This is a genomic window from Thioalkalivibrio sp. ALE22, from assembly GCF_000381445.1.
In the GTDB taxonomy this organism is placed as follows: domain Bacteria; phylum Pseudomonadota; class Gammaproteobacteria; order Ectothiorhodospirales; family Ectothiorhodospiraceae; genus Thioalkalivibrio.
Genome location: NZ_KB906504.1, coordinates 57,085 through 78,788, shown reverse-complemented (window position 1 = coordinate 78,788; position 21,704 = coordinate 57,085). Strand labels below are relative to the sequence as shown.

General features: G+C 66.9%; 15 protein-coding genes. 9 read left to right on the top strand and 6 right to left on the bottom strand.

The features are described 5' to 3' along the window. The first annotated feature begins 20 nt into the window (after positions 1-20). A complete protein-coding gene (locus F793_RS0107715) occupies positions 21-287 on the top strand; it encodes a type II toxin-antitoxin system Phd/YefM family antitoxin (RefSeq protein ID WP_018877542.1) in 267 nt (88 codons plus the stop codon). Further along, positions 271-660, top strand: a complete 390-nt coding sequence (locus F793_RS0107710; RefSeq protein ID WP_018877541.1) for a type II toxin-antitoxin system VapC family toxin — start codon at positions 271-273, stop codon at positions 658-660. The genes F793_RS0107715 and F793_RS0107710 overlap by 17 nt, the downstream gene beginning before the upstream one ends. Before the next feature lie 244 nt (positions 661-904). Here F793_RS0107710 and F793_RS0107705 read toward each other — a convergent pair whose 3' ends face one another. Further along, entirely contained in the window at positions 905-1,552 is a 648-nt protein-coding gene (locus F793_RS0107705) for an ERCC4 domain-containing protein (RefSeq protein ID WP_018882210.1), read from the bottom strand. Positions 1,553-1,748: 196 nt separating this feature from the next. Here F793_RS0107705 and F793_RS0107700 point away from each other — a divergent pair, with 196 nt between their 5' ends. Then, positions 1,749-2,120 (top strand): hypothetical protein, encoded by a 372-nt coding sequence (locus F793_RS0107700; protein WP_018875673.1) that lies wholly within the window; start codon positions 1,749-1,751, stop codon positions 2,118-2,120. Positions 2,121-2,353: 233 nt separating this feature from the next. Here F793_RS0107700 and F793_RS0107695 read toward each other — a convergent pair whose 3' ends face one another. The 3 genes from F793_RS0107695 to F793_RS0107685 form a co-directional block, all read right to left on the bottom strand. Further along, entirely contained in the window at positions 2,354-4,762 is a 2,409-nt protein-coding gene (locus F793_RS0107695) for an EAL domain-containing protein (RefSeq protein ID WP_026280853.1), read from the bottom strand. 130 nt (positions 4,763-4,892) lie between these two features. Further along, complete coding sequence (locus F793_RS0107690; RefSeq protein ID WP_018882208.1) at positions 4,893-7,418, bottom strand: bifunctional diguanylate cyclase/phosphodiesterase; 2,526 nt, start codon at positions 7,416-7,418, stop codon at positions 4,893-4,895. Between the two features lie 15 nt (positions 7,419-7,433). Further along, positions 7,434-9,017, bottom strand: a complete 1,584-nt coding sequence (locus tag F793_RS0107685; protein ID WP_018882207.1) for a PAS domain-containing methyl-accepting chemotaxis protein — start codon at positions 9,015-9,017, stop codon at positions 7,434-7,436. Positions 9,018-9,329: 312 nt separating this feature from the next. On the opposite strand from F793_RS0107685, the gene F793_RS0107680 reads away from it, so the two are divergent. Both F793_RS0107680 and F793_RS0107675 read left to right on the top strand, forming a co-directional pair. Then, positions 9,330-10,649 (top strand): DEAD/DEAH box helicase, encoded by a 1,320-nt coding sequence (locus tag F793_RS0107680; RefSeq protein ID WP_018877537.1) that lies wholly within the window; start codon positions 9,330-9,332, stop codon positions 10,647-10,649. A gap of 460 nt (positions 10,650-11,109) precedes the next feature. Further along, on the top strand, positions 11,110-12,339 hold the full coding sequence (locus F793_RS0107675; protein WP_018882206.1) for a methyl-accepting chemotaxis protein: 1,230 nt from the start codon (positions 11,110-11,112) through the stop codon (positions 12,337-12,339). 12 nt (positions 12,340-12,351) lie between these two features. Here the strand turns inward: F793_RS0107675 and F793_RS0107670 are convergent, their stop codons facing one another. Then, a complete protein-coding gene (locus tag F793_RS0107670; protein WP_018882205.1) occupies positions 12,352-13,902 on the bottom strand; it encodes a DUF255 domain-containing protein in 1,551 nt (516 codons plus the stop codon). A gap of 344 nt (positions 13,903-14,246) precedes the next feature. On the opposite strand from F793_RS0107670, the gene F793_RS0107665 reads away from it, so the two are divergent. From F793_RS0107665 to F793_RS0107650, 4 genes are all read left to right on the top strand, one after another. After that, on the top strand, positions 14,247-15,167 hold the full coding sequence (locus tag F793_RS0107665; RefSeq protein ID WP_018882204.1) for a hypothetical protein: 921 nt from the start codon (positions 14,247-14,249) through the stop codon (positions 15,165-15,167). Between the two features lie 87 nt (positions 15,168-15,254). Beyond that, positions 15,255-16,353, top strand: a protein-coding gene (prfB, locus tag F793_RS0107660) for a peptide chain release factor 2 (protein ID WP_155985258.1) whose coding sequence is annotated in 2 segments (ribosomal slippage) — positions 15,255-15,326 and positions 15,328-16,353 — 1,098 coding nt in all. Because the reading frame shifts where the segments join, the coding sequence is not laid out codon by codon here. 24 nt (positions 16,354-16,377) lie between these two features. After that, a complete protein-coding gene (gene lysS, locus F793_RS0107655) occupies positions 16,378-17,868 on the top strand; it encodes a lysine--tRNA ligase (protein WP_018882203.1) in 1,491 nt (496 codons plus the stop codon). A 94-nt stretch (positions 17,869-17,962) separates the two neighbouring features. Then, positions 17,963-19,090, top strand: coding sequence for a PQQ-dependent sugar dehydrogenase (locus tag F793_RS0107650; RefSeq protein ID WP_017942141.1), 1,128 nt, complete (start codon positions 17,963-17,965; stop codon positions 19,088-19,090). Between the two features lie 112 nt (positions 19,091-19,202). Here the strand turns inward: F793_RS0107650 and glgB are convergent, their stop codons facing one another. Next, positions 19,203-21,416 carry a 1,4-alpha-glucan branching protein GlgB gene (gene glgB / locus F793_RS0107645; RefSeq protein ID WP_081618677.1) on the bottom strand — a complete coding sequence of 738 codons (2,214 nt, stop codon included), beginning with the start codon at positions 21,414-21,416 and terminating at the stop codon, positions 19,203-19,205. Positions 21,417-21,704: the final 288 nt, after the last annotated feature.

Below are 21,704 nucleotides of genomic sequence, written 5' to 3'. Positions count from 1 at the left end.
CTAACCTTGACGGAGGCATTATGACCGAGACGGTCAACATCCATGAGGCAAAGACACACTTCTCCAGGCTGCTGGAGAAGGTCAGCCGGGGCGAGCCGGTAGTGATCGCCCGGGCGGGCAAGCCCATTGCGCGTATGTCACGTATCGAGGCCTCGTCAGAATCCGCTGCGGACCGGGTCGGTTTCCTCAAGGGGCAGCTCGAAATTCCGGACGATCTGGATCGGATGGGCGAGGCGGAGATCGCAGCCCTGTTTCAGGGCGACAAGTCGAATGCACCTGCTTCTTGATACGCATCTGCTGCTCTGGGCGGCGGCCGGTTCCCCAAAGTTGCCCGCTAGTGCTCGCGAGGTCATCCAGAATCCGGATAACGCAATCGCGTTTAGTGCGGCGAGCTTGTGGGAAATCGTGATCAAGAATGGGCTGGGGCGCAGCGATTTCGTGGTCGAGCCCCATGTCCTTCGTCGCGAGCTACTGGAGCACGGGTACGAGGAGCTGGCGATCACGGGTCAGCACACACTGGCGGTCAGCCATTTGCCCGATATTCACAAGGATCCATTCGACCGCATTCTGGTCGCCCAGGCAGAAACGGAGGGGTACACGCTTCTGACCAGCGACGCCCAGGTGGGTCGTTACCCGGGTCCCATTCAATTGGTCCAGTGAGACACCGACGAACGCGCGTGCCCGCGCCCGAGCCGCTTTTGCGGGCGCACAAGGAGCGGTGGGCGGGCGAGGTGAGTTCGGCGGTCCGGAGCCTGTAGGGTTACCTGCACGAGGGCGAACTCATCCACTTACTTCCGGCCTTCGTGTCTTCCTGTGGCGGCCTTGCCGGCGGCGGGCGTGGGCAGGGGCTTCGCCTGCAAGCAGGCTCCCACAGGGGGTGGTGTGGTTGGCGGCTTGGGGGCGTTCAGGTGGTGCGGCTGCCGTAGGTGACGACGGATTCGATGCGTTCGGCGCGTTCGGCGTCGAGGCCGTCGGTCTGGGCGAGGGTGGCGGCGTCGGCGTTGATGATGTCGCGTACGCTGCCGAGGTCGCGCAGCAGGTCGCGTGCGGTGTCGGCCTCCACGCCGGGGAGGCCGCTGACGATGAACTCGGCGGCCTTGCGCCGGGTGTCCGGCTTGGTGGGGCGGTCGGCCGGGTCCGGCTCCATCCGGGCGTTCAGGCCCAGCAGGTAGATGAGCATGCCGCTGTTGTCGGCATCCGGGCTGGGCAGCACGCTGATGCCGAGGGCGATGGTCAGGTGCGCGAGGGCACGGTGGATATCCAGCGCCTGCTGGTGGAAGCGCGGTTCGTACAGGTCCCCCTCGACGATATAGACCACCTGGCTGTGGTTGGCCTTCAGCTTGGCGGCGTTCTCCCACAGGGTCTTGTCGACCACGCTCAGCACCATGTCGGTGGCGGACTTGCGCTCGACCACGACGCCGTTGGGCAGCAGGTAGTCGCCGACATCGAGGTCGGTGAATTCCAGTTCCACCCCTTCCAGGCGTTCGATGCGCTGAATGATCTTGCCCTGTTCGCGGCGGTCGACGCGGATTGGCAGGTGCACGTTGTCCATGGGGGCTCCATTCGTTGACGGGTTGCGGGCACTGTAGGGCGTGGGGCCATACGCGCCAAATGGCCGGATGCGGGGCGGGGCGAGGGATGCCGTGCAGGCGCGGTGCGGATCGCCTACAGTCAGGGGACACGTTTCGCGGGTGGCGCCTGCGGTGCGTGTATGGAGACAACAATAAAACCAAAAGGATGGAGTGTTTATGTCGATTCACATTGCAGTCGTGGGGCTTGGCCGGGTGGGCGGCCGTTTCCTGGAGATGTTGCTCGAGTCCGGCCTGCCGGGGATGACGCTTTGCGCGGTCTCGGAGAAAGCCGAGACGGAGGGCCGCCGGCTGGCCGAGGAGAAGGGTATCCCGCTGGAGTCGGTCGCGGATATCGTGGCGCGTGGCGACCAGGTGGACGTGATCTTTGACCTGAGCGGCCAGCCGCAGGTGCGCCAGGAGCTGCGCGAGGGCATGCAGAACACCGGCAACCGCCATACGGTGGTGGCGCCGGAGGTGATGGCCCACCTGACCTGGGCAATGCTGACCCGCGAGGCGCCGCCGGACGTACACGGCAGCACCGGCTACTGATGGCCACCCGCGCCGTCGGGATGGGCGGCGAGGTGATCGACCCGTGGTTGAAAGGCCGCCTTCGGGCGGCCTTTCTTCTTTCTGGTTTCACAAAGTGCTGGGACGTGGGCGCGCGTGTCGGCGACTCAGCCGCTGCGAGGGGCGGTCGGAACCGAACCCGGGGCCCCTGGGAGGGTGCGCCCGCGCATGAGCGGGCTGGCGGACCCGTTAGACGCGCCTCCGGGGCGACCCGATCAGGCGTAGCGAGTGTCGGTGGTGGAGGCTTGGCTCGGAACCGGGCAGGGTTCCAGGGGTTCCGGCAGGTGCAGCCCGAAGCCCTGGGCGTAGTCGATGCCGATCGCGCGCAGGGGTGGCAGCAGGTCTTCGTGGGAGACACATTCGGCGACCGTCTTGATGCCCATGACCTGGCCGATGTGGTGGATGCTCTCGACCATGGCATGGCTGATCGGGTCGTCGTTCATGTCGCGCACGAAGCTGCCGTCGATCTTCAGGTAATCCACGCGTAGGGTCTTGAGGTAGCCGAAGGACGCCATCCCGGTGCCGAAGTCGTCCAGCGAGAAGCAGCAGCCCATGGCGCGCAGGGTGTTCACAAAGCGGCTGGCCTGGTTGAGATTGGCGATCGCGGCGGTTTCGGTGATCTCGAAGCACAGGCGGTCTGGTGCCACGCCGCTGGTCTGGATGCGTTCGACGATGTAGTCCAGCATGCCGCGCTCGCACAGCGACTGCCCCGACAGGTTGATCGCAAACTGACCGTCCGTGGGTGGCGTATGGCGGGCGACCTGCAATACCCGGTCGATGACCCAGCGGTCGATGGCGGCCATCAGGCCGTAGCGTTCCGCGGCCGGGATGAAGGTGCTCGGCGGCGTGATCGCGCCCTCGTCGTTGATCATCCGCAGCAGCACCTCGATGTGCCGGGGACCACCACTGGCGATCGGCTCGATATGCTGGCCGTACAGCCAGAACTGGTCGTTTTCCAGGGCGTGACTGATGCGCTGCAGGCAGTTCATCTCGCCCTGGTGCCGGCAAAGGGCCGCGTCGTCGGGGCGCGAGACATGGATACGGTTGCGCCCGCGTTCCTTGGCCAGGTAACAGGCGGCGTCGGCTTCGCTCATGAACTGGGCCGCGTCTCCGTGCTCGCCGCGGACCGGGACGACCCCGATGCTGATGCCGATCCGGAACATGCGGCCGTCCCAGTCGAAGCGGAACTGTTCCATCGCCCGCCGCAGCTTCTCCGCGATATCTTCCGCGCGTTCCAGTGGGCAGCTTTCCAGCAGGACGCCGAACTCGTCGCCGCCGAGGCGGGCGAGGGTGTCGCTTTCGCGCAGTTGAGCCTGCATGTGCGAGGTCAGCTGGCACAGCAGGTCGTCGCCGGCACCGTGCCCGCAGGTATCGTTGACCAGCTTGAACTGGTCCAGGTCCATGTACAGCAGGGCGTGTTCGCGCCCGTCGTGATGGGCACTGGTGACGAGCTGACGCAGGCGGCGTTCGAACTCCAGCCGATTGGCCAGCGATGTCAGGCAGTCGTGGGTGGCGGCCCAGGACAGGTCGCGCGCCATTTCGCGCGCCCGGGAGACGTCCCGGAACACCAGGGCCGCCCCGATAACGGCCCCCGAGCGATCCCGGATGGGCGCGGAGACCTCCTCGATGGCGTACTCGTGGCCGTCGCGGGAGACCAGGATCGTGTCCTGGTTCAGGCTGCAGGTCGTGCCGTCGGGGACCATGTCCACCAGGGGGTGGGGGAGTAGCTGGCCGTCGTCCTCGCGGATGGTGCGGAACACCCGGTCCAGTTGTTCGTCGCGGGCCTCGGCATCGCTCCAGCCGGTCAGGTGTTCGGCCACCGGGTTGAGGTAGTCGATGCGCCCGTCGGTGTCGACGGTAATGACCGCGTCGCCGATGGCGTGCAAGGTGACCTGGGCGCGTTCCTTCTCGCGGAACAGCTCGGCCTCGATATAACGGCTGCGGCGCAGGACGGCCACCGCTACGCCGATCCCGATCAGCAGGGCAGCGGTCCCCAGAAGGGACATGAACTGCACCGCGTTTCGGTATTGCTCCGCCGTGTCCCGCGCGGCGGCTTCGGAGGCCTCCTGCTGCAGTTCCAGGAGGGCGCCGAGGTTCGCCAGGACCTCGTTCTGCATCGGGATGGCCTGTTCCAGCAACCAGCCCGTTGCCGCCTCCAGCTCGTCATCCAGGATCTTGTCGAGTACGCGCTCCTGGACCTCGACCGCACGCAGGGTCAACTCACGGCCTTTGGTCAGCAGGGCCTGCTCGCGTTCGGTGAGGGGCATGGCCTCGAGCTGGTTGCGGTTGACCATGAAGTCCGAGGCGTGTGCGCGGAACTCCATGATCCCCGCGTCGAGATCGAAGGGGTCGTCGGTGATCGACAGGCGTAGCAGGGTGACCGAGCGCTCGCGCGCGGCCGTGCGCATGGTGTTGAGGAGCTCGGTCTTGACGTTGTGCTCGTGGACGATCACGTTCAGGCGGTCGTGCACCTGGCCAATGCGCTCGAGCCCGATCATGACCATCACCATCATCAATAGCAGGACGACCGCGAATCCCGCGGCGATGGCCACGGCCGAGCGATAATCGTGCGCATGGCTGGACCCCACAGGGGCTGTGGAATCGCTGGCTTCCCGACTGTCCATCCTGTCCCCCTGGTCTTCGCCCGGGCGGTCTTGTGCCGCCTTCTGTGAGCGCATCCCTTCAGAACCTAGACGCAATCCGCATGGAATGTAATCCCCTGGCCAATTGCAGGGAGTGGTGGCGGGGCGTGCGTCACACCGTTTCGTGTTGCAGGCGTTCCTTGAGAGCCCCTGCGGCCATCGCATGCGAATGCAGCCAGCCCTGGTACAGGTCACAGCCGATTTCCCGCAGGAAGGTTCGCTGTGCGTCCGTTTCCACGCCTTCGGCGACGAGCGTCAGGCCGAGGCTGTGGCCGAGGTGCACGATGGAGCGCAGGATCATCTCCGATTCCGGGTCCTCGCCGATGTCGGCGATGAAGGAGCGGTCGATCTTGAGCTTGTCGATGGGTAGGGACTTCAGGTAGGCGAGCGAGGAATAGCCGGTGCCGAAATCGTCCAGGGCCACCCGGATGCCCAGGGCCTTCAGGCCGCGGAGCTGATCGTGGGTCAGGGCCACATCCGCCATGGCCACGGTCTCGGTTACCTCGATCTCGAGCCGCTCGGGCGGGGCGCCGGTTGCCTCGAGGGCCGCACGCAGGCGTTCCACCAGGTCGTGCTGGCGGAACTGCATCGCGGAGATATTGATGGCGACGCGGAGCCCGACGCCGGATCGTGACCATTGGGCGAGTTGTTCACAGGCCTCGCGGATCACCCAGTCGCCCAGGGGCAGGATCAGGCCGTTGCCCTCCGCGCTGGCGACAAAGCGGGCCGGTGCCACCGGCCCGAGCTCGGCATCGGTCCAGCGCGCCAGGGCCTCGACGCCGATCACGCGGTTCGACGCGACCTCCAGCAGTGGCTGGTAGTGCAGCTCGAGCTCGGCATTCTCCAGCGCCTGCTGCAGGTGCTGCTGCAGGCGCTGTTCCTCGTGCACCTGCGCATCCAGGTGCTGCGAGAAGAAGGCCCAGGTGTTGCGGCCGGAGTGCTTGGCCTCGTACATGGCCATGTCGGCATAACGCACCAGGCTGCGATCGTCCTGGGCATCGCGCGGGAACATGGCGATCCCGAGACTGCCGCTGGAGACGAGGTTGCGGGCGTGCTCGGTCTGGAAGGGCGTGTCGAAGATACCCAGGATGCGCTGGGCGACCCGAGCGATCGCCTGTTCGTCCGCCACGTGGGTCAGGAGGATCATGAACTCGTCGCCACCGAAGCGGCCGATGGTGGCTTCCTGGTCCAGGGCGCCCTGGAGTCGGGCGGCCACGGCCTTCAGCAGCTGGTCGCCCTCGTCATGGCCGAAGGTGTCATTGATCATCTTGAAGTTGTCGAGATCCAGCAGCATCACCGCGATCGGGTGGTCGTTGTGCTCGGCCTGGGCGATGCCCTGCGTCAGGCGGTCGTGCAGCAGCCAGCGGTTGGGGAGTTCGGTCAGACTGTCATGGGTGGCCTGATGCTGGATGCGCGCCTCGCGCCGCTGGCGGTCGGTGATGTCGCGGATGAAGGCGGTAATCCGCCGGCCTTCGGTGTCGTCGAAGGCGTTGAGGCTGATGTCCACCGGGAACTCGGTGCCGTCGATACGCTGGCCGCGCAGATGGGGTACCTGCCCCATGGTGCGGCGGTTGATGGTGCGGGCCTGGGTCTGGCGATGGGTCCGGTGGCGCTCGCGCAGGCGATCGGGGACCAGGCGCTCCACCGGCTGGCCGATCAGTTGCTGGCGGGGGTAGCCGAACAGGCGCTCGATGTTTCGGTTGGCCATCACGATGCGGCCCTCCGTATCGGTAACCAGGACGCCGTCGGGGGCCGTCTCCACCAGTTGCTGGTAGCGCCGCTCGCGCATCTCGATGTCGCGGTGGGCCTGGTGCAGACGCTCCAGGGGCGAGCGCACGCTTTCCAGAAACAGCCCCTGGTAGATCAGCAGGTAGGCCGCGAGCTTGTACAAATGCCCCAGCACGAACGGCGTATCGGTCAGATCCTCGTAGAACATGAAGAACATGCCGCTGCCCATGCTGATGACCAGCGCCGCGGCGACCAGGGGCATGCCCGGGCGCTGCAGCAGATCGCGGCGCAGGGCCAGGATGGCCAGCGTCGCCAGATGCAGGGCGATCACGATGGCCTCCAGGCCCAGCTTGAACGGCGTGAGGCCGCTGACCGGGTCGAACAGGGGCGGCAGGATATCGGCATGCCACAGGCCGACCCATGCGAGGACCGCGACCAGCAGCAGGCTTCCGGCCAGATAGACCCCGCGCGGCGGGCCATCGCTGCGCGCGACCATCGGCAGGGCCACATAGGCCAGCAGGGCCGCGGCCCCGACCAGCCGCGCGGCGAGCCAGAAGAACAGCGTCTGCTGCGTCGAGTTGGGGGTGATGAAGTCCGGCATCGCCGGGTAGGTCATCAGGTGCAGGAAGTCGAACAGCGCGACCGCCAGGAAGGCACAGGCGAGCAGCAGCGAGGCCGCCACCCGCCGCCGGTCGATCACGTGATACCCGACCGCGAACACCAGCACGGCGACGACGACCGCGAACAGCTCCGCCCCCGTGTGGAACGCCGTCAGATGCTGGCCCGGCACAATCCGCGGGAGATCGATGCCGAGCAGCCAGATCACCACGGGCACCAGCAGCAGGGCCAGCAGCAGGCCGGAGGCCAGGACCGTGTGCTGGCGCATGAGCTTTTCCGCACGGGTGTTCATGGTGATCGGTCGCGTTCAGCGGTGGCGCGCCCAGAACTGCCGGGCGAGGCCCTGCAGGCCGGTTGCGAGTTGCGCGACCTCGCGGGCGGCGGCATCGCTCTGGTCGGCCCGGTTGGCGGTAGTGTCGGCCGCGCCACGGATGGAGTCGACCCCGCGCCGGATCTCTTCCCCGGCCGCGCCTTGTTGTTCCACGGCGGCCGCGATACGGGTGCTCATGTCGTGGATCTGGCTGACGCCGGAGGTGATGTTCTCGAGTGCCGCGGCGGCCTGCTGGGCCTGCTCCACGCTGGTTTCCGCCTGATCGCGGCTTTGTTCCATCGTGGCCACCGCGGCGCGCGCGCGATCCTGAAGCCGCTCGATCATCTGCTGGATCTCGGCGGTGGAGTCCTGGGTTCGGCTGGCCAGGGTGCGCACTTCGTCGGCCACGACCGCGAAGCCGCGGCCCTGTTCGCCGGCGCGGGCCGCCTCGATCGCCGCATTGAGGGCGAGCAGGTTGGTTTGTTCGGCAATCCCGCGGATCACATCCAGTACGCTGCTGATGTCCTGGCTGTGCTGGTCCAGTTCCGTCATGACGCCCGAGCCCTGGCGAATGCGCTGTCCCAGCTCCTCGATTGCCCGTGAACTGTCGCGTACTACCTGACTTCCCGAGCGGGCCTCCTGGTCGGTCCGGTCCGCCGCGTCGGCGGCGTGCTGTGCGCTTTGTGCGACCTCCTGCACGCTGTTCACCATCTGCTGGGTGGCGCCCGCGACCTGTTCGGTCTCGTTCTGCTGGTGGTTGCAGGCCTGGCGGCTGTCGCCTACTGCGGACACGAGCGCGTCGGCCGTGCCACTCAGGCGGTTGGCGGCATCGCCCATGCGCCCGACGACGGATCCCGCCTCCGCTTCGAGCATTTGCAGGGCGAAGGCGATCTCGCCGGCCTCGTCGGTGCGCCCGGTATAGATGTACTGGCTGACCGGGTTGTTGGCGATGCGACGGGCGTGGGCGACCGCGCGGCACAGGGGCGACAGGCTGATCCATACGAGGGCGCCGCCCACCACTAGCGCGGTCAGCGCGAAGATCAGGGCGCTCGACCAGGACAGGCCGGTCAATACGCTGCTGGCGATCAGCCCCGCCAGGACGCCGCCGGCGAGGGCCGCTACGGTCCTGACCTTGATGCCGATGGGGGGCAGGCGCAGGGCCAGGGGCCTGCGACCCTGGAGGAGTTCCGCGTAGACGGATTCAGCCTTGGCTACCTGTTCGCGCCGCGGCTTGGTGCGAACGGACTGATACTCGACGGTTTGCCCGTCTTCCGTTACGGGCGTCACATAGGCGTTGACCCAGTAGTGATCGCCATTCTTGCAGCGGTTCTTGACCAGGCCCATCCAGGAGCGGCCGCCCTGGATGGTGTTCCACAGGTCCTCGAACGCCGCCGGCGGCATATCGGGATGGCGGACCACGTTGTGGTTCTTGCCGAGCAATTCGTCCGGTTCGAACCCGCTGATGTCGATGAAATCCGGGTTGACGTAGGTGATGGCCCCCTTGAGGTTGGTGGTGGAAAGGATGTTGGCACTCTCCGGGTAATCCACCTCGTTCCCGGTCACGGGCAGGTTGCGTTTCATGTTGTTCCCCTGATGGCCGAATCGTTGTTATTGGTGTCGCGTCGGCCGGACCGGTGCTGCCTGGGCGCCGGGTTATTCTTGTTGAATGGAAGCTAGTCCATATTCCCTCACAAAACAAATATATATCCAGGCGGTAATGGGTGGAGTGTCTTTTCATTGACGAAAGGCGTATAGTGCGCCCATCGAACGCCCCGCCCGTCAGCGTCCGTTCATCTGATCCAGAGCCATTCCGGTTCGCAGTGATCCCCCTGATTTCGTTTCCCCCGATGGGTGCTCTTGTTGAACGAGTGGCGGGTAGCGTTGGAGCATTCCATGACTGATACGACCTTTGCCGACCTCGGGTTGGCCGATACCCTTTTGCGCGCGCTGGATTCCGCCGGCTACCAGCACCCGACCCCGATCCAGGCCCGGGCCATCCCGGAAGTCCTGAAGGGCGGCGACCTGCTGGCCGCGGCCCAGACCGGCACCGGCAAGACCGCCGGCTTTACCCTGCCGATCCTGCAGCGCCTTTCCACCAGTGATGCGCCCAAGCCCGGCAATGGCCGTCCGCGCTGCCTGGTGCTGACCCCGACCCGCGAGCTGGCCGCCCAGGTGCACGATTCCGTGAAGACCTACGGGCGCAACCTGAAGCTGCGCTCGATGACGATCTTCGGTGGCGTGAACATGAACCCGCAGATCAAGGCCCTGCGCGACCGCATGGACATCGTGGTAGCGACCCCGGGGCGTCTGCTCGATCACGCCAACCAGAAGACCATTGACCTCTCCGGTGTGGAGATCCTGGTCCTCGACGAGGCCGATCGCATGCTGGACATGGGCTTTATCCGCGACATCAAGAAGCTGATCGCGCTGATGCCCAAGAGCCGGCAGAACCTGATGTTCTCGGCGACCTTCTCCGACGAGATCCGCACGCTGGCCAACGGCCTGCTCACTCGCCCGGCGGAGATCGACATCGCCCCGCGCAACACGGCCGCCGAGAGCGTGCAGCAGAGCGTGCATCTGGTGGAGACCAGCCAGAAGCGCGAACTGCTGAGCCACCTGATCCGCACCAACAACTGGGAACAGGTGCTGGTGTTTACCCGCACCAAGCACGGCGCCAATCGCCTGGCCGAGAAGCTGTCCAAGGATGGCGTGCGCTCGGAGGCCATTCACGGCAACAAGAGCCAGGCGGCGCGTACCAAGGCGCTCAAGCAGTTCAAGTCCGGGCAGGTGCCGGTGCTGGTGGCGACCGATATCGCCGCGCGCGGCCTGGACATCGATCAGCTGCCGCAGGTGGTCAACTTCGAGTTGCCGAATGTGCCGGAGGATTACGTGCATCGCATCGGCCGTACCGGGCGTGCCGGCTCCGCCGGTGCTGCGCTGTCGCTGGTGGATGGCGAGGAGATCAAGCTGCTGAAGGGCATTGAGCGCCTGATTCAGCGTCCGATCGACCGTATCGAGACCGAAGGTTTTGCCGCGCCGAAGCCGGCCGCCAATGACGGCAACGGCAACCGCCGCGGCGGTCGTGGCGGCAAGCCGGGCGGCGGGGCACGCAATGGCGCCCCGCGCAACGCCCGCGGTGGCAAGCCCGGCGGCGGTCGCGGCGGCAACGGCCGCCCGTCCTCCAACGGCAACCGGGCGGCGCGCAGCCGCTAGTCCGACGCGCCAGCGCAGTACCGCGAACCCGCGGTCCCGATGTCCGGGGCCGCGGGTTTTTTCGTTCCGGGCCTGGCGGGGAGGGCTTTATTCACCACGAAGCACACGAAGGCACGAAGAAGGGCCAGGTCAAGGGCGAAAAGCGATAACAGGAAGGCTGGAAGACAGGAAGGGACTGGTGTTGTGCGCCAGGTGATTGGCCCCAGTACAAGGCTAATCACAGCGTGTTGTGATTGCCGAGGGCCCATAAACACTTCCAAATTTCGCGTCTTCCTGTGAAATGCTTTTGCCCTTGCCCTTCTTCGTGCCTTCGTGTGCTTTGTGGTGAATACGGTTTTCGCGTTGCGGCGAGGCGTTGGAGTTGAGCTGGATCAGGGCGGCGGGGGATGGGCCGGGCGATACTCTGGCGGGCTCAAGGCCGGGCGCGGGTGGTCGTTAACGAAGCCAAAGGAGGGTGTCGATGAAGATTGGGAATCTGGGTGGGCTGCGGCTGAAGCTGATTATTCTGGTGATCGTGGTGAGTACGGTGCCGCTGTCGATCATGGGCGGGGTGACGTTCCACACCATGAAGGGCGATCTTGCCGCGGGGGTGGATGAGGCCCTGGTGACGCAGCTGTGGTGGTTGCTGTGGGCGCTGTGGGTGGTCGCGTTTGTGGTGGCGCTGGGGATTGGCTGGTTCTATGCCAATGTGCTGACGCGGCCCCTGGAGCGCCTGGCCGAGGGGCTGGAGGCGATCGGCGAGGGGCGCGCGGATCTCGGGCACCGCGTGGAGGTGACTACGGACGACGAGATCGGCCGCACCGGTGCAGCCTTCAACACGGTGATGGGCCGGCTCTCCGGGCTGATCCGGCAGGTCGCGGATGCGGCCGACGGTATCGCCGCCTCCGCGCGGCAACTGGAGGGTCGCAGCAACGAACTGACCCGGGCGACCCACGAGCAGCGCGGCGACGTGGAGCAGGTGGTCACCGCGATGAATCAGATGTCCGCCACCGTGCAGGAGGTGGCCAACAACACCCAGAGCACGGCCGAGAGTGCCGGTCAGGCGACCCGGGCGGCGGAAGGCGGACGCACCGTGGTGCAGGCCACGCAGGGCGCGATCAACACCCTGGCCGGCGAGATCCGCCAGGCGAGCCACGTGATCAGTGAGCTGAAGGGTGACAGCGACAACATCGGCACCATCCTGCAGGTGATCGAGGAGATCGCCGAGAAGACCAACCTGCTGGCGCTCAATGCGGCGATCGAGGCCGCCCGCGCCGGCGAGGCGGGACGCGGCTTCGCGGTGGTGGCCGACGAGGTGCGTCATCTGGCTCAGCGAACCAACGACTCGACCGGGGAGATCCGCGAGATCATCCAGCGCCTGCAGGGCGGAGCGACCCGCGCGGTACAGGCGATGGAGGTGAGCCAGCAGCACGCCGAGACCTCGGTGGAGAAGGCCGGCGAGGCGGGCGAGACCCTGGAGTACATCCACGACTCGGTGACCACCATCGACGACATGACCCGCCAGGTGGCCAGCGCGACCGAGGAGCAAAGCCAGGTGGCGGAGGAAATCAACCGCAACATCCACCACATCAATGACATCGCGGTGCGCAACGCCGACGGGGCCAACGAGATGCAGCAGGCGGTAGAGGCCCTGGAAGGGCTGGCGCAGCAGCTACAGAACGAGGTTGCGGGCTTTCGTCAGCAGGGCTGATCCGGCCTGGCGTCAGAAGCCCCGGCGCAGGGCGTCGAAGCCCAGGGCGACGTCGTCGGGATCCGCGCCGGGCTCGATGCGCAGGCGGTCACGCACGGTGTCGCGGTCAATATGGGACGCCTCGATCGCGTCGTCGGGCAGGCGATACAGCCACCAGGCGAGCGCGGCCTGGGTGCGCGTCTCCGACCAGGGCTCCAGGTCCGTCCCGATCCGCTCGGCATGCGTGCCCAGCTCCGCGTCGAAGAAGGGCTCCAGTCGATCCAGCGCGGCGACCGGGTCGGGCAGGTCCGGACGTTCGCCATCCAGTGCCTCCACGGCGCGCGCCAGTTCCTGGCGGGCGATCTCCGGCCAGATCTGTGAGGGCAGGTAGCCCTCCATCGCCGGCCGTCCGCCGGCGGTGATGCCGTGCAGGTAGCCGCTGCGGGTGAGCAGATAGCGGTCGAGCGCCTCCAGCGCCTCGCGGGCCCACTCAAGGGTGTCGCGGTCTTCCAGTACCCGCGCCAGGTTGGCGAGCGCCGCGATGGCCTGGCCCGAGGTGTCGGCATAGGTGTTGCGGTCGACCCGGGGTGGATCGGTCTGCGTGCGGGTCTCCGGGTCCAGCTGATAGTAGTCGCGGTCGGCGTACTGGCTGTTGCCGAAGCGCAGCTGACGGGCGTCCCACAGGTGGTCGCGCAGATAGTCGCGAATGCCGCGCGCGATCTCCGCGTAGTGTTCGTCGCCGATGTGCTCGTAGGCCTCGGAGAACAGCCACAGGAACGCGGCGTTCTGATCCAGGCGCTTGGAGGTCTCCAGGGCCAGGACCGGGTCGCGCTGGTCGGGATCGTGGAAGAAGAAGAAGCCGCCCTCGACCTCGTCGTAGAGATCCTCCGCGATCTGGTCCAGCAGGCCGGGCATGCGTTCCTCCCAGTCGTCACTGGCCAGCAGGTAGCGGTAGGTCCAGGGTTGCGGGCGCTTGCTGAGCGTTCCGAATGTGGCGCTGCCGCTCAGGCGGTCGGCGCGCTCGTCATAGACCTCGTCGAGCATCTCCATGAAGGCCTCGAGGCCGTCGATCGCCGCGTCGTCCGGTGTGATCTCGCGGCCGGTGACCGAGAACATGTCGCGCTGCGCCTGGAGGATGCTCTCGAGGTCACGGGCATTCACGTGGCCGGTGAAGCGGGTCAGCATCTCGTCTTCGTGATTCACGATGACCACGAAGGGCAGGCCGCGCCCGCCATAACGGCGGAACAGGTCGGCGCGTTCGTCCAGGTCGACGAGGACGGGGATGTAGTGCTCGTCGATGACATCCACCACCGACGGGTTCTCCAGGGATTCGTCCTGGAAGTCGCGGCACCAGGTGCACCACTGGCCGTGGAAATAGAAGAAGATCGGGCGTTCGCGCGCCTCGGACTCGTCGAACAGCCCGCTGTCCCAGCTTTGCCAGTCGATGCTGGAGTCGGCCGGATAGTCCTCGGCGGCCACTGGCAGCGCGAGCGCCAGCAGGGCGGCGCCCGCAAGGAGTCCGCGCGCGGCGCCACGAAGGGCGCTGGCGACGGAAGGGCCTGGGTTGTAGAAGGGTCCGGTCATCGCGGGCACTTTCCGGGCTTGTGTCTATTGGTATAGACCAGTTGAAGGATTGCGCGTTCGGCACGGGGCGGTGTGGCAGGATGCCCGCTTGATCACTGCTCGAGGACCCGGGGTCGGTCCGATTGGGGACGGATCTGCTGTGCGCGTCGTAGAATGGTGCCATTTTTCACGCCGGCTCTGGTTAGCCGACGCGCGATCTGCGCCACGCTCGCGGCGACTATCCAGATCCGACAGTCCCCCAGGAAACACCGATCCATGTACAGGCTTGCATTCCTGCCCACCTTTTTCTTCGACCCGGCGTGTTGCGGGGGGGCTTCATGACGGGAGACCGGACCGACCGGCGGGTGACGTACCTGCTCCCCGGCCTGTGGGCGGCACCGGGGGCCACCGCGGGTGAGCCATCACGCCCGGTGCGGCGTCTGGCTCGCTGGCTGGGGCGCGCGCGGGCGACCGGCGTTTCCGGGGCGGTGCCGGGCTGGGAGGCGGCGCTCGCCGAACGGCTGGGTTATCGCCCGCAGGGCGAGGGCGCACGGACCTGGCTGGCCCAGCCGGTCCAGCTGACGCCCGGGATGAAGGACCTGGTGGCCTCGGCGGTGGAGCCCGTGGCGGACGCCGGGCGCGAGGCGTTGTGGGCGACCGCGCAGCCGGAACTGGAGGCGGCCGGCGCCACCCTGGGCCTGGGCGAAGACGGCCTGTGGGAGCTGCAGATGGACGCCGAGGGCGAGGCCTCCGGCCCGCCGCCGTCTGTCGGGCTCGGTCGATCCATGGTGGCCCACTCGCTGCAGGGCGATGTCGCGCGGCGTCTCCAGGTCCTGGCGACCGGCTTGCAGATGGCGTGGTTCCAGCACCCCGTCAACCTGGAACGCGAGCGTGAGGGACGGGGTGCGGTGCATGGGCTGTGGCTATGGACGCCGGGCTTTGCCGGCGGAGCCAGCGACGTGGGCCGGGTCTGTGGCGGCGGGGCGATCGGCCGCTGGCTGGCACGGGGCGCCGGTATCGACTGGTGCCCGGATCCGGCCTGCACGCCGACGGAATCCGGCGACACGGTGGTCGTGGTCGACGCGCTGGGGGGGCCGCCGTCCCCCGAACGACGCCTGGAGCTTCTGGAATCGGTCGCCGATGACGTGGTCGCGCCCGGGGTGCGCGGCGTGTTCCGCGGGGAACTGCGTGCGCTGGAGTTCGTGGACCCGCAGTCCACCCACCCCGTACTGCGGCTCGACCGCCGCCAGGCGCTGGCCTTCTGGCGCCGCCCAAGGCGGCCCTGAAGCCGCGTGCCGGTGTTATACTGCGCGGCTTTTCTCGCCACCTGATGGAACGTGCCGTGTGCGCCACGACACCCGACGGAAACTGCCATGGAACTGAACGCGCTGTACTCCCGGATCGATGACCTGAAGGGCCGCCTGGACGCCCTTAGGGGGTATCTTTGACTACCCGGCCAAGGAAGACCGGCTGGAAGAAGTCCAGCGGGAGCTGGAGCAAAACCCCGATATCTGGAACGACCCGGAGCAGGCCCAGGCCCTGAACAAGGAGCGGGCCCAGCTCGAGGGTGTGGTCATCAACATCCGCGAGATCGGCACTCAGCTGGACGAGAGCCGGGACCTGCTGGAGATGGCCGAGGCGGATGACGACGAGGAGACGGCGGCGTCGGTCGAGACCGATGTCGACGCCCTGACCGCGCGCGTCGAGGGGCTCGAATTCCGCCGCATGTTCTCGGGCGACATGGACGAGGCCAACGCCTACCTCGACATCCAGGCCGGCTCCGGCGGCACCGAGGCCCAGGACTGGGCGAATATGCTGCTGCGTATGTACCTGCGCTGGGCCGAGCACAAGGGCTTCAAGGCCGAGGTCACCGAGCTCTCCGAAGGCGAGACGGCCGGGATCAAGAGTGCCACCGTGCACATCCAGGGCGAGTACGCCTTCGGCTGGCTGCGCACCGAGACCGGTGTGCACCGTCTGGTGCGCAAGTCGCCGTTCGATTCCGGCAACCGCCGGCATACCTCGTTCGCCTCCGTGTTCGCCTCGCCGGAGATCGACGAGAACTTCGAGATCGAGATCAACCCGGCCGATCTGCGGGTGGATACCTATCGGTCCTCCGGCGCCGGCGGGCAGCACGTGAACACGACCGATTCCGCGGTCCGCATCACGCACGTCCCGACCGGGGTGGTCACCGCCTGTCAGGCGGGGCGTTCGCAGCACAAGAACCGCGAGATGGCGATGAATCAGTTGCGCGCCAAGCTGTACGAACGCGAGTTGCAGGAGCGCAACGCCGAGAAGCAGGCGGTGGAGGACACCAAGTCCGACATCGGCTGGGGCAGCCAGATCCGCTCCTACGTGCTCGACCAGTCGCGGATCAAGGATCTGCGCACCGGCGTGGAGGTCGGCAACACCCAGGCCGTGCTCGACGGCGACCTGGACCAGTTCATTGAAGCCAGCCTGAAGAGCGGGCTGTAACGCTTTCTTTTACCGGGATTCCCGATGACCGAGATTACCGACGAGAACAAGCTGATCGCCCAGCGGCGCGCCAAGCTGAACGAGCTGCGCGAGGCCGGCCCGGCCTTCCCCAACGACTTCCGCCGCGATGCCCTGGCGGCCGATCTGCACGCCGCGCATGACGACACCGAAGGCGAGGCGCTGGAGGGGCAGGGGATCCGCGTGACTGTCGCCGGGCGCATGATCGGCAAGCGCGTGATGGGCAAGGCGAGCTTTGTCCGCCTGCGCGACCAGTCCGGGGACATCCAGCTGTTCGCCCAGCGCGACAGCCTGCCGGAGGGCGTCTACGCGGCCTTCAAGCACTGGGACCTGGGCGATATCGTCGGCGGGCAGGGTACGCTGTTCAAGACGAAGACCGGCGAGCTGACGGTCCAGCTGGACGAGCTGCGTCTGCTGACCAAGAGCCTGCGCCCGCTGCCGGAGAAGTTCCATGGCCTGACCGATCAGGAACAGCGCTATCGCCAGCGCTACGTGGACCTGATCACCAGCCCGGACAGCCGCGAGCTGTTCCGCACCCGCACCCGGATCGTGCGCTACATCCGCGAATACTTCGAGCGCGAGGACTTCATCGAGGTGGAGACCCCGATGATGCAGGTGATCCCGGGCGGCGCGACCGCGCGGCCGTTCGCCACGCACCACAATGCGCTGGACATGCCGCTGTACCTGCGCATCGCGCCGGAGCTGTACCTGAAGCGTCTGGTCGTCGGCGGCTTCGAGAAGGTCTTCGAGATCAACCGCAATTTCCGCAACGAGGGGCTGTCCACCCGGCACAACCCCGAGTTCACCATGCTGGAGTTCTACGAGGCGTTCGTGGACTACCATGCGCTGATGGACCGCACCGAGACGTTGCTGCGCGGGCTGTGCGAGGACGTGCTGGGCACGACCACCATCGAGTACCAGGGCGAGACCTACGATTTCGGCCAGCCGTTCACCCGCATGACGGTTCGCGAGGCGATCCTCGAGCACAACCCGGAGATCAGCAGTGACGACCTGGCGGACATCGACAAGGTGCGCGCCCACTGCGAGCGTCTGGAGATCCCGATCAAGCAGAGCTTCGGCCTCGGCAAGCTGTGGACCGAGATCTTCGAGTACACCGCCGAGAACAAGCTGCGCCACCCGACCTTCATCACCGCCTATCCGACCGAGGTCTCGCCGCTGGCGCGGCGCAACGACGACGACCCGTTCGTGACCGATCGCTTCGAGCTGTTCGTCGGCGGGCGCGAGATCGCCAACGGCTTCTCCGAGCTCAACGACCCCGAGGACCAGGCCGAACGCTTCCAGGCCCAGGTCGCGGAGAAGGACGCCGGCGACGACGAGGCGATGCACTACGACGCCGACTACATCCGCGCCCTGGAATATGGCCTGCCGCCCACGGCCGGCGAGGGCATCGGCATCGACCGCCTGGTGATGCTGCTGACCGACAGCGCCTCGATCCGCGACGTGCTGCTGTTCCCGCACCTGCGCCCGGAGGCCTGATTCGGCACACCACGCCGTCGCGTGAACAATCCCCCGGTCGTCGTGTCCCATTTCTGCAATGGCAGATAACGGGAGGTACGGCATGCGAGAGGCAATGACACGAGGCTACGCCATCCGCACCGGTGCGCTGGTCGCGGGGCTGGCGCTGGTGGGCTCGGCCCTGGCCGGCGAAGTGGTCGAGGAAGGCATCTCGAGCGAGTACGAACAATTCGATCTCGTGCGGGTAGCCGGTGGTCTGGAGCATCCCTGGTCGGTAGCCTTCCTGCCGGACGGCGGCTATCTGGTGACCGAACGGACGGGTGCGCTGAAACAGGTGCGCGATGGCGAGGTGAGCTCGGTCGAGGGTGTGCCGGAGGTCGTGGCGCGCGGCCAGGGCGGCTTGCTGGATGTTGTGCTGCACCCGGACTTCGCGGCGAACCACCGGGTGTATTTCACCTATGTCACCGGGGATTCCGACCAGTCCTACACCGCGCTGGGGCGCGGGCGTCTGGAGGACGGGGCCCTGCACGAGGTGGAGGAGCTGTTCCGTCAGGACCGGGGCGGCAGCAATCCGGGCCACTTCGGTTCGCGGCTGGCCTGGCAGGCCGATGGCACCCTGTTGATGACGATCGGCGATCGTCGGCAGGAAGACCCGTCCCAGGACCTTTCTGCACATACCGGGTCCCTGCTGCGCCTGACCGAGGATGGCGAGGCCCCGGCGGACAACCCGTTTGTCGACCGCGATGATGCCCAGCCACACATCTTTGCCTATGGCCTGCGCAATTCGCAGGGTCTGGTGGTGGATCCGGCGGACGGCACGATCTGGCTGACGGACCACGGGCCCCGGGGTGGGGATGAACTGAACCGTATGGAAGCCGGGGGCAACTATGGCTGGCCGGTGGTGTCGCGGGGGCGCGACTATCGGTCCGAGGAACCCTTTGGCGAGGCGCGTCACGACGCGGATATGATCGACCCGGTCTACGAGTTCCTGCCGACGCTGGCGCCGTCCGGGCTGGCGATGGTGACCGCGGATCGCTTCGAGTCCTGGCAGGGCAATCTGCTGGCGGGTGGCCTGCGTGCCGAACGGATCCTGCGCATCGTGATCGAGGACGACGAAGTCGTGCACATGGAAGAGCTGCTGCACGGCAAGATCGGGCGCATTCGTGATGTCCGCGAGGGACCGGAGGGGCACATCTATGTGCTGACGGACCATTCGGATGGCGGGCTTTATCGCCTGGAATGAGCCCGATCCCGATCCCGAGCCCATGGCCGGCATTGGGGCCGCGAGTTCCGGGCCCGCACGGGCCTGCAAACAGGAGCCGGTCTTAGCGGCTTCGGCCCGAGGCGCCCCGACGTCAGTCGCCGGCTGGCTCCAGTAACAGGGCCGCCAGTGGCGGCAGATGCAGGTAGAGTGTCGCGGGGTGCCCGTGGCGTCCCACCGGCTCGGCATAGGCCTCCGCCGGGCCGCGCGAGCCCCCACCGTAGACCTCGGCGTCACTGTTCAGGGTGACCCGCCAGCGCCCGGCGTGGGGCGCGGGTACGGGGTAGGCCGGGCGCTCCACCGGCGTCAGGTTCAGCACCACCACGACCTGGCGGCCCTGGTGGTCGCGGCGCACGAAGCTCAGGGTGGAGTGCGCGGCATCGTCGCAGTCCAGCCAGTCGAAGCCGTCCGGTTCGAATTCCCGGGCGTGCAGGGCGGGGTCGGCGCGGTAGGCGCGGTTCAGATCCCGCACCAGGTTCTGCAGGCCCTGGTGCAGCGGGTACTGCAGCACGTACCAGTCGAGTTCGCGATCCTCCGACCATTCCGGGCCCTGGCCGAATTCCTGGCCCATGAACAGGAGTTTCTTGCCGGGGTAGAGCCACTGCCAGCTGTAGAGCAGGCGCAGGTTGGCGTGCTGTTCCCACTCGTTGCCCGGCATGCGTCCGCGCAGGCTGCGCTTCCCGTGTACCACCTCGTCGTGCGAGAACGGGAGGACGAAGTTCTCGCTATAGGCGTAGAGCTGGCCGAACGTGAGCTGGCCGTGGTGGTGCATGCGGTAGATCGGGTCCATCCCGAAGTAGGTCAGGGTGTCGTGCATCCACCCCATGTTCCACTTCATGGTGAAGCCCAGCCCGCCCATGGACGGCGGGCGGCTGACCCCCGGCCAGGCGGTGGATTCCTCGGCGATCATGGCGACGCCCGGATGACTGGTCTGGACCGTCTCGTTCAGGTGGCGCAGGAAGTCGATGGCCTCCAGGTTTTCGTTGCCGCCGTGGATGTTGGGCAGCCAGTCCTCGCCTTCGCGGTCGTAGTCGCGATAGAGCATGGAGGCGACGGCATCCACGCGCAGGCCGTCGAGGTGGAAGTCCTCGACCCAGCACAGGGCGCTGGAGAGCAGGAAGTTGCGGACCTCGGGGCGCGAGTAGTTGAAGATCAGGGTGCCCCAGCCGCGGTGCTCGCCGATGCGCGGGTCGGCGTGTTCGTACAGCGCGGTGCCATCGAACCGGGCCAGCGCGAACTCGTCGCGCGGGAAGTGGCCGGGGACCCAGTCGAGGATCACGCCAAGACCGGCCTGGTGGGCCTGGTCGACGAAATGGCGAAAGTCGTCCGGCTGACCAAAGCGCGAGGTGGGGGCGAAGAAGCCGGTGCTCTGGTAGCCCCAGGATCCGTCGAACGGGTGCTCGGTGACCGGCAGCAATTCGAGATGGGTAAAGCCCATGTCGCGGGCGTAGGGCACCAGGCGCTCGGCCAGCTCGCGGTAGCTGGGCCAGTGGCCCTCGGGACTGCGCTGCCAGGAGCCCAGATGCACCTCGTAGATGCTCATTGGCCGATGCTTCCAGGCCTCCGGATCGCGGTTGCGCATCCAGTGCTCGTCATTCCAGGCATAGGTGCTGGCCTCCTGGATGCGGGCGGCGGTCTCGGGGCGAACCTGGTAGGCGCGGGCGTACGGGTCGGTCTTCAGGTGCAGGCTGCCGTGCTCGCGATTGCGGATCTCGAACTTGTACAGCGTTTCCGCGGTCATCCCCGGTATGAACAGCTCCCAGATGCCGCTGCCCGCGTGGACGGTCATTGGATGGCAGCGCCCGTCCCAGCGGTTGAAGTCGCCCACCACCGACACGCGTTCGGCGTTGGGCGCCCACACGGCGAAGCGCACGCCGTGGATGCCGTCGCGGGCCATCGGATGGGCGCCCAGCATGCGATGGGCATGCCAGTGGCGGCCCTCGGCGAACAGGTGGCGATCGAATTCGGGGATGTCCGGGGCAAAGCTCCAGGGGTCAATTGCCTGCAACGTGGATGTGCCACCCTCGGGCATCCAGTCCAGCTGCGGGTGCGCGGGGAGGGCGTCCACCGGCCCACGCCACAGGAACAGCCCGGGGAATCCCGAGGCGGCGTCCATGGGTATGTGGCGCCCGTCGCAAAGTGTGATGGAGGCCTCCGTTGCATGCGGTAGCCAGGCCCGATAACAGGTGGTTTGTTGATCCAGCGCATGGCGCCCCAGGACGCTGTGCGGATCATGGAGCCGGGCCTCGGCCAGGCGCGCTAACGGATCGGCGACGGAACGGGTGCATTTGTCGGGGGCTGTTGCCATACTCGGATCAAGCTCGCGTTTGGGTCGTGGAATAGTGCGGTTCAGGCCGGGTCGGCAGAACACGTGAGTACAACATACTAGGGAAACACTGATTAATGTACGCACTCGCGTTGGCACCCCAGGTTTTTCGAGGCAAGGCGCGTCGTGCAGCGGGTAGTGGTTCTACCCGCAAGCGGCGCAACGCAGGATCGGGGAACCTGGGGTGCCAACCCCACAACCTATTGAGAGCAGGGGCTCGGCCGCTTTTGCGCGCGCACAGCGTTGCGGTTCCCTTGTGCAGAATGCTGC

Coding starts and splice junctions, on each gene's coding strand:
- F793_RS0107715 (WP_018877542.1), top strand. CDS start 21: ATGACCGAGACGGTCAACATCCATGAGGCAAAGACACACTTCTCCAGG.
- F793_RS0107710 (WP_018877541.1), top strand. CDS start 271: ATGCACCTGCTTCTTGATACGCATCTGCTGCTCTGGGCGGCGGCCGGT.
- F793_RS0107705 (WP_018882210.1), bottom strand. CDS start 1,552: ATGGACAACGTGCACCTGCCAATCCGCGTCGACCGCCGCGAACAGGGC.
- F793_RS0107700 (WP_018875673.1), top strand. CDS start 1,749: ATGTCGATTCACATTGCAGTCGTGGGGCTTGGCCGGGTGGGCGGCCGT.
- F793_RS0107695 (WP_026280853.1), bottom strand. CDS start 4,762: ATGGACAGTCGGGAAGCCAGCGATTCCACAGCCCCTGTGGGGTCCAGC.
- F793_RS0107690 (WP_018882208.1), bottom strand. CDS start 7,418: ATGAACACCCGTGCGGAAAAGCTCATGCGCCAGCACACGGTCCTGGCC.
- F793_RS0107685 (WP_018882207.1), bottom strand. CDS start 9,017: ATGAAACGCAACCTGCCCGTGACCGGGAACGAGGTGGATTACCCGGAG.
- F793_RS0107680 (WP_018877537.1), top strand. CDS start 9,330: ATGACTGATACGACCTTTGCCGACCTCGGGTTGGCCGATACCCTTTTG.
- F793_RS0107675 (WP_018882206.1), top strand. CDS start 11,110: ATGAAGATTGGGAATCTGGGTGGGCTGCGGCTGAAGCTGATTATTCTG.
- F793_RS0107670 (WP_018882205.1), bottom strand. CDS start 13,902: ATGACCGGACCCTTCTACAACCCAGGCCCTTCCGTCGCCAGCGCCCTT.
- lysS (WP_018882203.1), top strand. CDS start 16,378: ATGACCGAGATTACCGACGAGAACAAGCTGATCGCCCAGCGGCGCGCC.
- F793_RS0107650 (WP_017942141.1), top strand. CDS start 17,963: ATGACACGAGGCTACGCCATCCGCACCGGTGCGCTGGTCGCGGGGCTG.
- glgB (WP_081618677.1), bottom strand. CDS start 21,416: ATGGCAACAGCCCCCGACAAATGCACCCGTTCCGTCGCCGATCCGTTA.